This is a genomic window from Micromonospora sp. URMC 107 (genome assembly GCF_051386315.1).
GTDB lineage: Bacteria > Actinomycetota > Actinomycetes > Mycobacteriales > Micromonosporaceae > Micromonospora.
Map to the genome: position 1 here is coordinate 39,921 of NZ_JBPQTK010000008.1, position 11,259 is coordinate 51,179.

Genomic DNA, 11,259 nt, shown 5'->3' on the forward strand with positions numbered 1-11,259 from the left:
ATAGCCGGCGGCGGAAGTCTGCGTCGGGCGCGGACCGCCGAGGCCCGAAGGCCGAGCGAAAAGGTCCAGGATGAGAGACTTCACTGACAGGGTGGCGGTGGTCACCGGCGCCGGCTCCGGCATCGGCCGCGCGCTCGCCGTCGAGCTGGCCGCCCGCGGCGCCCGGCTCGCCGTCTCCGACGTGGACGACGAGGGGCTGCGGGAGACCGTACGGTGCTGCGCGGGCCTCGACGGCCAGGTGCGCGGGTACCGGTTGGACGTGACGGACCGGGCCGCGGTGCTGGCGCACGCCGAGCGGGTCGACGCCGACTTCGGCCGCGCCGACCTGGTCGTCAACAACGCCGGGGTGACCCTGCTCGCCTCGGTCGCGGATGGGGCCTGGGAAGACCTCGAATGGGTGATGAACGTCGACTTCTGGGGTGTCGTGCACGGCACCCGGGCGTTCCTGCCGTTGCTGACGGCGTCGCACGGCCACCTGGTCAACGTCTCCAGCGTGCTGGGGCTGGCCGGCGCGCCGATGCAGAGCGGGTACAACGCCGCCAAGTTCGCCGTCCGGGGCTTCACGGAGGCGGTGGCGCAGGAGCTGCGGGCCGACGGGGTGCCGGTCGGGGTGAGCTGCGTGCACCCCGGCCGGATCAGGACGAACATCATGCGCAACGCCCGCAACGACGGCTTGCGCGACTACCAGGCGGTCCGGGAGCACTTCGAGCGTTCGGTGGCCGTCACGGCGGAGTACGCCGCCCGGGCGATCCTGCGCGGCGTGGCCCACAACCGGGCCAGGATCCTGATCGGGGCGGACGCCTACCGCACCGATCTCCTGACCCGGCTGCTCGGCCCCTGGTATCCCAGGGTCGTCGCCGGCTGCCGGCGGCCGGTCACATCGCGAGGCCGCCGTCCACGGTGATCACCTGGCCGGTCAGGTACGACGCGCGGGAGGAGAGCAGGAACGAGACCACCTCGGCGATCTCCTCGCTGCGCCCGAGCCGGCCCAGGGCCACCCGGTCGCGGGCGATGGCGCCCAGCTCGCCGGAGAGCGCGGCGATCATGTCGGTGTCGATGTAGCCGGGCGCGACCACGTTCGCCCGGATGTTGTACCGGCCGACCTCCTTGGCCAGCGCCTTCGTGAAGCCGATGACCCCGGCCTTGGAGGCGGAGTAGTTGGTCTGCATCGGGTTGCCGGCCACCCCGGACACCGAGGAGACCGTGACGATCGACCCGGCGCGGCGGCGCATCATCCGGCGGACCACGGCGCGGCAGAGGTGGTAGGTGCCGTCCAGGTTCACGTCCATGACCGCGCGCCAGTCGGCGTCGGCCATCAGGGCCAGCGGCTTGTCCCGGATGATGCCGGCGACGCTGACGACCGCGTCGGGGTCGCCCAGCTCCCGCTCGGTGGCCGACACGAAGTCGCGCACCGCCCCGGCGTCGGCGACGTCGACCATCATCGCCAGCACGCGCCCGCCGTCGCGGGCCGCCTCCGCGACGACCTCGTCGGCGGCGTCCTTGCTGGACTGGTAGCACATGGCCACGTCGTAGCCGTCGCGGACGAGCTGGTGCACGACCGCCCGGCCGATGCCCCGCGAGCCGCCGGTGACCAGGGCGACCGGCCGCCCACCGGCGCTCACCGCGCCGCCCCGGGGCTGCTCGCCACCGGCTGCGCGGGGGATCCCGCGTCCGCCGGAGCCGGGGCCACCGACCGGTGTTCCCGGATCGCCGCCTCCAGGGACGCCCGCAGCGAGTCCACCGACCGCATCGCCCCGACCAGCCGGCCGACGCGCAGCACCACGGTGTCCCCCACCACGCTGTCGCCGGTGACGAAGGCGGTGTCGGCGACCAGCCGGTTCATGGTGACCCGGTGCCGCACCGTCTCCCCCGGCAGCACCGGCCGGCCGAAGCGGACGTGCTCGAAGAGCCCGGCGACCGGCACACCGTCGGAGAGCACGTCCGGCATCGGGCGGTCGTGGCGCATCAGCACCAGCGCCGCCTGCCCCCAGGACTCCAGCAGCAGCGACATCGGCAGCGGCCGGTCACCGGTGACGGTGAGCGAACCCACCAGCCGCCGCCGGGGCACCAGCTCGCTGACCCGGTCGACCAGCAGCATCGGCGGGCGGTGCGGGACGATCCGCCTGATCTCCTCGATCCCCATCATGGTCGTCACTCCTCGCTCCCGTAGCGCAGCAGCACCTCGGCGACCGGGACGGCCGCGACCGTGACCTCGCCCCGCCACAGTCCGCCGGTGCGGCGGATCGTCACGACGAGTTCGTCGTCGCCCCGCACCGGCAGCAGGAAGCGGCAGCTGACGATCTCGGTCAGCTGAAGCTCCGGGGCCACGCCGCGGACCGCCCGGTGCACGTACTCGAAGATGTGCACCCCGGGCAGCAGCGGGAACCCCGGGTAGTGACCGGCGAAGACCGGATCGTCGAGGTCGGGGCGGATCCGGGCCACGAACGTGTCGGGGGCGACGCGCTCCACGTCGACCGGGACGACCGTCGCGCAGTCGCTCGTTGTCACGGTGTTCACCCGGTGACCGTGCGACCACCGGCTATATCTTCTCTACACCGCCGCCGGCTCAGTTCCCCACCGCGCTCAGCGCCCCGGCGCCGGCCACCAGCACCCGGTCGGCCTGGTCGGCCTTCTCCCGGGCGAAGACGCGGACGAGGTCGTGGAAGCGGAACCGCTGCCGCCGGCCGCCGTCGGACTCGACGATCTCCAGCAGCCGGGCGTCGACCAGCTTCTCCCCCACCTCCTCGCCGGCGTGCCGGGACACGCCCAGCACCTCCGCGGTGCACCAGCTCGGAAAGGCCGGCGCGCGCAGCAGCGCCAGCCGGCGCAGGGCGAGCTGGCCCAGGTCGGCCAGCTGGTGGTAGCTGCCGTCCAGTCGCTCCCGGACGTCCATCGAGCCCAGCCGGAGCTCGTCCAGCCGGTACCGCTCGTCGGCGAGCCGGTCCGCCAGGTACCCGAGCGACCAGTGCGGGCGCGCCAGCAGCCGGGATCCGGCGACCCGCACGCCGAGCGAGAGCCGACCGCACAACTCGACGACCCGGCCCGCCGCCTCGGCCTCCTCGACGACCCGCCGCGCCCCGATGATCCGGCCGAGCAGCGCGAGCGCCTGCTGCCGGTCGAGGGTGCCGACCTCGATCGACGTGGCGCCGGCCAGCTCGGGCATGCGCAGCCGGCTGGTCACGATGACCTGACAGCCGGGGTCGCCGGGCAGCAGCGGGCTCACCTGCGCGTAGTCCGCGGTGCCGTCGAGCATGACCAGCAGGCGCCGGCCGGCGAGCTGGCTGCGGTAGAGCCGGACCCGCTCGTCGAGCCCCTTCGGGATCGCCGACTCGGCGTGGCCGAGGCTGCGCAGGAACCAGCCGAGCACGTCGTACGGCTCGACGGCGTTGCCCCGCGCGCGGCCGAGGTCGGCGTAGAGCTGACCGTCGGGGAAGGCGGTCCGGGTGAGGTGGGCCGCGTGCAGGGCGAGCGTGCTCTTGCCGACGCCGGCCATCCCGGTGACCACGGCGACCGGCGGGCGGGCCTTCGGCTCGGCGGTCAGCACCCGGAGCAGCCCACGCAGCTCCTCCTCCCGCCCGGCGAAGTCGCCGACGCCGGGCGGGAGCATCGCGGGCCGCACACCGTGCCAGCTCGGCTCCGCGACGACCGCCGGGGCCGGGGGACCCGCGAGGATCGACCGGTACGCCTCGGTGAGCAGCGGGCCCGGGTCGACGCCCAGCTCGTCGGCGAGCACCCGGCGGCCCTCGTGGTAGGCGGCCAGCGCGTCGGCCTGCCGGTCGCTGTGCAGCAGGGCGGTCATCAGCTGGCCCCGCAGCCCTTCGTGCAGCGGGTGTTCGGCGACGAGCTGGGTGATCTCGGGGACCAGCCGGACGTGGTGCCCCAGCCGCAGGTCGGCGTCGATCCGGCTCTCCAGGACCGCCATCCGCAGCTCCGCCAACCGGTGCGCCTCGGCCGTCGCGAGGTGCTCGGTCACGTTGGACAGGGCGGGGCCGCGCCACAGCGACATGGCGGCGTGCAGCCGCTCGGCGGCCTCGGCGGGCCGCCCCTCGCGCAGCGCCTCCCGGCCGGCCCCGGCCAGGCGCGCGAACTCGTCGAGGTCGAGCCGGGCGGCGCCGATCCGGATCTGGTACCCCGACCACTGCCGGACGATGTCCACCTCGGCGCCGAGGTACTTGCGCAGCCGCGAGACGTAGTTGTAGAGCTGGGCGGCGAAGGTGGCCGGCGGGCGCTCCCCCCAGAGCAGCTCGCACAGCCGGGTGTCCGGCACCGTACGCCCCTCGGCGAGCAGCAAGGCCGCGAGGACGGTGCGCTGCTTCGCACCGTCCAGCGCCACCTCCGCGTCGCCCCTCCAGGCCCCCACCGGCCCCAGTACCCGAAACTCCATCCCTGGCTCCGTTCATCGCGCCGCCCCGGGTAGAACAGTCGCCCGAAGACTCATCGGCACCGGCACCGTCCACATCCGTGAGCGGCACTCAATTTCCCGCCGACGTCACGCTGGCCATTCAATTGATCACCGATGGTGACTAGGATGGGGTGGGTCGCGCGTCCGGCGAGAGGCGCGCGCCGGTAGGGCCGGTAGGGCCGTCCGCGGGCCCCGACCGGCCCGCTCGCACCGGCGCAGCCAGCACCGGGGCACGAATGTGAGTAGTTTCCACTCATGAACTCCGCGCCCCGCTCTGGCACCGTGCAACGGTGACCTCGACTCCCCTGGCCGGCGCCACCGAACACGCCTGCTCCGGCGTACGGCTGGCCCCGCACTGGTGGGCGTCGGGGCTCGCGCTGCACGAACGCGTGCCCGGCGGGGGCGACGCGGATGCGGCCGGCGGTGCCGACGGCGGGGACGCCGCCGACCGGCAGCTGGCCCGGTGGCGGGCCGGGCACGGGCCTGGCCTGGCGGCGCGGCTCGCCGAGGTCGGCCTGGACGAGGCGGGGTTGCGCGCGCTGCTGACCGAGGACCGGTCCGCGCTCGCCGCCAGGACGACCCGCCCGGCCTGGGCGGAGACCGTCGAGGCCGCGCTGGTCGCCGCTGCCACGCCCCGGCCGCCGGCGGACCCGGCGGACTGGCGGGCCGCGCTCACCGCGCCCCTGCGGCCGTTCGTCGACATCGCCACCGACCGGTTCCTCGCCGGAACCCGTCGACTCGCGACGGAGAGGACGGTCGACCTGGCCGCCCTCACCGACCAGTTCGCCGCGGCACTGGGTCGCCACCTGCTCGCCGTCGCGGCCCGCACGCTGGTCTCGGAGCTGCACCGACGCCGGGCGGCCGGCCTGCTCGCCGGCGCCGACGGCCGGGCCCGGTTCGCCGACTTCGTGGCACAGCTCTGCGACCCGGCCGGGCTGGCCGGGCTGGTCGACCGCTATCCCGTGCTGGCCCGCCTGCTGGCACAGGCCGCCACGGCGGCCGCCCGGTCCGCGCTCGAACTGCTGACCCGGTTCGTCGCCGACCGCGACGAGCTGGTGGAAACCCTGCTCGGCGACGGCGACCCCGGCCCGCTGGTCGCGGTCCGCAGCAACCTGGGCGACGCCCACACCGGCGGCCGTACGACCACCGTGCTGCGCTTCGCCGACGGCCGACGCGTCGTCTACAAGCCGCGCGACCTGGCCTCCCAGGTGCGCTTCACCGGGTTCGTCGACTGGCTGGAGCGGCGGGCGCCGGGGCTGGGGCTGCGTGGGGTCGCCGCCCTGACCCGGCCGGGCTACGGCTGGTCGGAGTACGTCGACGCGACGGCGCTGAGCCACCCGGAGGAGGCGGACGGGTTCTACCGCCGGCAGGGCGCCCTGGTCGCGCTGCTGCACGCCCTGCACGCCACGGACATGCACTATGAGAACCTGATCGCCGCCGGCGACACCCCGGTCGTGGTGGACACCGAGACGCTCTTCCACCCCGCGCTGGGCGAGCCGGTGGGCACCGGCGACCCGGCCGCGGACCTGCTGACCGCTTCGGTGCACCGGACCGGCCTCGTGCCGGTGATCGTCGTGGGCGACCAGGGGGCGATGGACCTGTCCGGCGTCGGCGGCGACCGGGGCGGGCCCGCACCCGCCAGCGCGCTCGACTGGGCCGACCCGGGCACCGACCGGATGCGGCTGACCCGCCGGGCCGTCGACTTCGTCGGCGGTCGCAACCGACCCCGCGTCGGCGACGACGTGGTGGACCCCGGCCTCCACGAGCCCGCGCTGCGGGCGGGGTTCCGGCTGGCGTACGAGACGATCCGGGCGCACCGGCGGGAATTCACCGACCTGGTCGCCGCCTGCGCCGACGTCCCGGTACGGCTGGTCGCCCGCCCCACCTCGGCGTACCACACCCTGCTCACCGAGACCACCCACCCGGACGTGCTCGGCGACGCGCTGGAGCGGGACCGCGCGTTCGGCGTCCTCTGGTCCGGCGCGGGCGGGCACCCGTTCCTCGCCCAGTTCCCCCGGCACGAGGTCGCCGCGCTGTGGGCGGGCGACGTCCCCCTGTTCGAGGGGACGCCGGGCAGCCGGGCCGTCCGGGTCGCCGGCGGCGGACCGCTGCCCGTGCCGCTGGCCCGCTGCGGGCTCGACGCCGCGCTGGGCAAGGTCGCCACGTTGGGCGAGGCCGACCGGCGGCACCAGGAGTGGATCGTCGCGGCGACTCTCGCGACCCGCCGCCCGGTCGACGGCCGGCACGCCGCCGCGCCGACGTCACGGCCGGTCGCGCGGGCCGACGCGTCGCCGGAGCGCCTGCTCGCCGCGGCCTGCGCGCTGGCCGACGAGATCGAGGCCCGGGGCGTGGCCGGCGGAGGCCGGGTGAACTGGCTCGGCCTGGAGCTGGTCGACGACCGGCAGTGGCTCGTCCTGCCGATGGGGGCCGGGCTGGCCAACGGGCACCTCGGGGTCGCGCTCTTCCTCGGCCAACTCGCCGCGGTGACCGGCACCGTCCGCTACGCGGAGCTTGCCCACCGGGCCGTCGGCGGGGTGCCGGGGCTGTTCCAGCTGCTCGCCGCGCGCCCGGACCTGACCGCCGCGATCGGCCCCGGCGGGCTGTACGGCCTCGGCGGCATCGCGTACGGACTCGCCCGGCTGTCCACCCTGCTGGCCGACTCCGGCCTCGCCGGGCAGGCCCGCGCGGCGGTCGACCTGGCCGCCGCCGCCAGCGCGGGGTCCCCGGCCGTCGCCTGGGCCGACGGCGGCGCGGGCTGCCTCGCCGCCATGGACGCGGTGCACGCCGAGCTGGGCCACGCGCCGGCGGCGTCGCTCGCCCGCGGCTGGGCCGACCGGCTCGTCGACGTGGTCGACCGGGACGACCCGCCGACGCAGGTGGGCTTCGCCGACGGGCTGGCCGGCATCGGCTGGGCGCTGGGCCGGTACGCCCGCACCGGCGGCGCCCGGTACGCGCGGGCCGCCCGGCTCGCCCTGCGCCGGGCCGGCGCCCCTGCCGGCGGCGGGCCGGCGGGCTACGGCTGGTGTCGCGGCGCGGCCGGCCTGGCGCTCGCCCACCGCGCCCTCGCCCCCGACGCGGCGACGCCCGGAGTTCCGCCCGACGAGGCGGTGCGGCTGCTCACCGAGCGGCCGCTGCTCGACGACCTGAGCCTCTGCCACGGCGAGCTGGGCGTCGCCGAGGCGACCGGCGTCCTCGACGGCGGCGGGAGCGCGGCGCGGCGTCAGGCCGGTCTGGTCCTCGACGCCGTCGAGCGGTACGGGGCGGCCTGCGGGACGCCGGGCGCCGTGCCCACTCCGGGCCTGCTCACCGGCCTCGCCGGCATCGGGTACGGGCTGCTCCGGCTCTCCGGGGCCGGGCCGGTGCCGTCGGTGCTGCTGCTGGAACCGACCCCTGAACCGCGCTCCTCGGGTTGAGGACCGCCGGGCGAGCGACGACGATCTCCACTGGAGCGGTCAGCTCCGGAAACGTCCCACGAAGACACCAACAGGAGGAATGACAGTTGTCCGAGAACCAGCTCTCCCCGCGCCGTGCCGACGAGATCGATCCCGCGGCGCCGATCGACGACCCGGCCGGCGCGATGTGGTTGCAGCCCGTCGTGACGTTCGGGATCCGCGCGGCGGCCCTCGCCAGCCTCGTCGTGCCCGTGGGCATGGTGATCGGCGGCCTCGTCGGTGACGGCGGCGCGGCGGCGGACGCTGCTCCTCTGACGACCTGCTGCCCCGACCGACCCCTGTGACGTCCCGGTAGCCCCCCGGGGGAGGCGGCGCCGACAGCACCGCGTTGGGCCGTGGCCTGCCTCCTCGGATAGCGTGCGCAGTGTGTACCGCTCCTCGAAGTTCATCGGTCGGGACGCCGAACTCCGCGCGGTGCTGGACAGCCTCGGATCGGCGCGGTCGGGGCGGGGCGGCGCGGTGTTCGTGGTCGGCGAGAGCGGCGTCGGCAAGTCCCGCCTCGCGTCGAGGGTCGCGGAACTGGCGACCGCGGCGGGCATGCGGGTCATGCGGGGCCGGGGCAGCACCATCGGCACCGCGGTGCCGCTGCGTCCCCTGACCGAGGCGCTGCTGTCGCTGCTCCGGTCCGGGCCGGTGGACCCCACCGTGCTCGGGCCGTACGGCCCGATCCTCGGTCGGCTCGTCCCCGACTGGGGCCACCCGCCGGCCGACCAGGAGAACGCGTCCCTGGTGATCCTCGCCGAGGCCGTCCTCCGGCTGACCGGGGTGGCCGGCGCGGGGCGGGGTTGCCTCATGCTGCTGGACGACCTCCAGGACGCCGACACGGAGACGTTGACCGTGCTGGAGTACCTGATCGACAACCTCGCCCTGCAACCGACCCTGCTGCTGGGGGCGATCAGGGCGGAGCCCTGCGCGGCGTCCACCATCGCCCGGTCGGCCGCCCAACGCGGTCAGTGCACGCTCATCGAGCTGGGCCGGCTCGACGACGACGGGCTGCGGCAGATGGTCGGCGCGTGCCTCGACGCCGACCCGGAGCGGGTCCCGGCGGCCGCGCACGCCCTGGTCTCGACGGGCAGTGCCGGCAATCCCTTCCTGATCGAGGAGCTCGTCGCCGGGATGGTCGACGGCGCGCTGCTGATCGGCGGCCCGGAGGGCTGGCGGATGTCCGAGAAGCTGCCCGCCGCCCTGCCGAGCACCCTGGCGCGGGGCATGGCGCAGGGGGTCGAGCAGCTCGGCCCCCAGGTCCGGGAGCTGCTCTCGATGGGCGCGCTGCTGGGCCAGCGGTTCCCGCTGGCCGTGGTGCAGGCGGCCACCGGGCTGAGCGACCGCGCCGTGCTCGACCACCTGTGCGGCGACGTCGCCGGGCGGCTGGTCACGGTGGACGACCAGCTCACCGACTGGTACGCCTTCCGGCACCGGCTCACCCGCGAGGCGCTGCTCACCCTCCTCGGCCCCGCCGACCGGGCCCGCCTCGCCCAACGGATGGCCGACGCGGTGGCGGCGGTCTTCCCCGGCCTGCCGGGCGAGTGGTGCCAGGTGTCGGCCACCCTGCACCTGGAGGCCGACAACCCGGAGGCGGCCGGCCGCCTGTTCACCGAGGCGGGCCGGCGGGCGATCGCGCAGGGCGGCGCCACCACCGCGGTCGCCCTCCTCGACCGCGCGATCGGCCTACTCGGCGAGAACCCCGTGGCACGCGCGGCCGCCCTGGAGGCCCTGCTGCACGCCCTGGCGGAGGCGGGACTGGTCGAGCGGGCCCTCGCGTCGGTCAGCACCCTGGACCAGATCGGTGGCGTCGACCCGCGCCGGCGCGCGCAGCTGCACACCCGGCTGGCCTGGGCCGCGACGGTCGCCGGCCGCTCGGCCGAGGGGCTGGCGCAGGTGGAGCAGGCGCGGGCCCTGCTCGGCCCGGACGCCGCCGCGGAGGACACCGCGCCGGTCGACGTGGTCGCCGCCCACCTGGTGCTGGACACCGCCGGGCAGGACCAGCTCGCCACCGCCGAGGCGCTGGCCCGCCGGGCCGCCACCGTCGCCGAGACCGTCCCGCTGCCCGTGGTGGCCTGCCAGGCCTGGCAGCTCCTCGGCGCGTTGATCCGGCACCGCGATCCGGCGGAGGCGACGCGGTGCCTGGAGCGCGCCCTGGCGATCGCCGCGCAGCATCGGCTGCCGATCTGGGAGATCCACGCGCTGATCCGGCTCGGCAACGACGACGCGCTGCGCGACGCGCGCCTGGACCGGCTCGAACAGGCCCGGGAGCGGGCCTCCCAGGCCGGCGCGGTGACCGCGCGCCACCAGGCGGAGGCGAGCCTCGCCCTGCACGCGGTGCTGCGGGGCGACTTCGACACCGCGGGCGCCCTCGTGCAGCAGGTGCTGGCCGCGACCACCCGGCTGAAGCTGCTGGAGACCACCCAGTACGTGCTGCTGGTCAGCGCGGTCCTCGCGGCGCACCAGGGGCGGCGCCGGGAGATGGAGCACGCGCTGGCCGAGTTCCGCCGGTGGAGCGGCGACCAGGCCCTGCACGCCTCCCGCGTGCACGGACTGGCCAGGGCCTTCTGCGCGCTGCTGGAGGAGGACCGGCCCCGCGCCCTCGACGAACTGGCCCGGGCGTTCCAGGCCGAGGAGCAGAGCCCGACGGTCTTCCACCTCTCCGGCCGGCACGGCCTGCACCTGCTGCTCCAGGTCACCTCCGGCGAGGCCGGCTGGCCGGCGTACGAGGCGGTGCAGGGCGACTCGGCGAGCAGGCTGCGCTGGGACCTCCAGTTCGCGCTCTTCGCGAAGGCGGTGCTGCTCGGCCGGTCCGGTCGGCCGGAGGCGGCGACGCAGGCGGCGGCCGAGGCGATGCGGGCCGGGGCGCCGTACGCGATGGGCCGGCACCTCGCGTTGCGGCTGGTGTGCGAGTCGGCCCTCGCCGACGGCTGGGGGATGCCGGTGCAGTGGTTGCGCGCCGCCGAGGAGCACTTCCACCGCAGCGACGTGCCGGCCGTGGCCAGCGCCTGCCGGGCCCTGCTGCGCCAGGCGGGCGTACGCGTGACGCAGCGCCGCTCGGGTGCGGGCGACATCCCCTCCGGGCTGCGCTCGGTGGGCGTGACGGTGCGGGAACTCGAGGTGCTGCGGCTGCTGGTCGGGCGGTTGAGCAACCGGGAGATAGCCGGCCGGCTGCACCTCTCCCCGCGCACCGTGGAACGGCACGTGTCCAGCCTGCTCGGCAAGACGGGCCTGCCGAACCGGATCGCGCTGAGCGAGTTCGCCGCCGAGGTGGCGGACGGCTGAGCGGCGACGCGGTGCAACATTCCTGCAATCGACGAACATTGACGTCGATGTCCGGGCGGCCCTAGCGTCTCGGGAGGGAAAGCCCTTTCCTGTGGTCCGGCGCCCCGTTGGCCGGCGCACCGCCGCCACCGGCCAGCC

At 76.0% G+C, this 11,259-nt stretch carries 8 protein-coding genes; 4 read left to right on the plus strand and 4 right to left on the minus strand.

The genetic code is table 11. The features are described 5' to 3' along the window. The first annotated feature begins 70 nt into the window (after nucleotides 1–70). Nucleotides 71–904 (plus strand): SDR family NAD(P)-dependent oxidoreductase, encoded by an 834-nt coding sequence (locus ACSNN9_RS03155; protein ID WP_436671100.1) that lies wholly within the window; start codon nucleotides 71–73, stop codon nucleotides 902–904. Here the strand turns inward: ACSNN9_RS03155 and ACSNN9_RS03160 are convergent. From ACSNN9_RS03160 to ACSNN9_RS03175, 4 genes are read right to left on the minus strand one after another with little or no spacing between them, the layout of a single operon-like run. Continuing rightward, nucleotides 876–1,622, minus strand: a complete 747-nt coding sequence (locus ACSNN9_RS03160; RefSeq protein ID WP_436671101.1) for an SDR family oxidoreductase — start codon at nucleotides 1,620–1,622, stop codon at nucleotides 876–878. The two genes, ACSNN9_RS03155 and ACSNN9_RS03160, sit on opposite strands and share 29 nt — an antisense overlap. Further along, the gene (locus ACSNN9_RS03165; protein ID WP_436671103.1) at nucleotides 1,619–2,155 is read right to left on the minus strand and encodes a 3-hydroxyacyl-ACP dehydratase FabZ family protein; all 537 of its coding nucleotides are present in this window, start codon (nucleotides 2,153–2,155) and stop codon (nucleotides 1,619–1,621) included. Before ACSNN9_RS03165 ends, ACSNN9_RS03160 begins: the two co-directional genes overlap by 4 nt. Beyond that, nucleotides 2,152–2,517 carry a hypothetical protein gene (locus ACSNN9_RS03170; RefSeq protein WP_436671104.1) on the minus strand — a complete coding sequence of 122 codons (366 nt, stop codon included), beginning with the start codon at nucleotides 2,515–2,517 and terminating at the stop codon, nucleotides 2,152–2,154. The genes ACSNN9_RS03165 and ACSNN9_RS03170 overlap by 4 nt, the downstream gene beginning before the upstream one ends. Nucleotides 2,518–2,566: 49 nt before the next feature. Beyond that, a complete protein-coding gene (locus ACSNN9_RS03175) occupies nucleotides 2,567–4,384 on the minus strand; it encodes a BTAD domain-containing putative transcriptional regulator (RefSeq protein WP_436671105.1) in 1,818 nt (605 codons plus the stop codon). Between the two features lie 308 nt (nucleotides 4,385–4,692). Between ACSNN9_RS03175 and ACSNN9_RS03180 the strand changes: the two genes are divergently transcribed. The 3 genes from ACSNN9_RS03180 to ACSNN9_RS03190 all read left to right on the plus strand — a co-directional run bounded on the left by ACSNN9_RS03180 (nucleotide 4,693) and on the right by ACSNN9_RS03190 (nucleotide 11,121). Beyond that, nucleotides 4,693–7,815, plus strand: a complete 3,123-nt coding sequence (locus ACSNN9_RS03180) for a type 2 lanthipeptide synthetase LanM family protein (RefSeq protein WP_436671106.1) — start codon at nucleotides 4,693–4,695, stop codon at nucleotides 7,813–7,815. A gap of 86 nt (nucleotides 7,816–7,901) precedes the next feature. After that, complete coding sequence (locus tag ACSNN9_RS03185; protein WP_436671107.1) at nucleotides 7,902–8,138, plus strand: hypothetical protein; 237 nt, start codon at nucleotides 7,902–7,904, stop codon at nucleotides 8,136–8,138. 82 nt (nucleotides 8,139–8,220) lie between these two features. Then, nucleotides 8,221–11,121 (plus strand): ATP-binding protein, encoded by a 2,901-nt coding sequence (locus tag ACSNN9_RS03190; protein WP_436671108.1) that lies wholly within the window; start codon nucleotides 8,221–8,223, stop codon nucleotides 11,119–11,121. Nucleotides 11,122–11,259 lie beyond the last annotated feature (138 nt).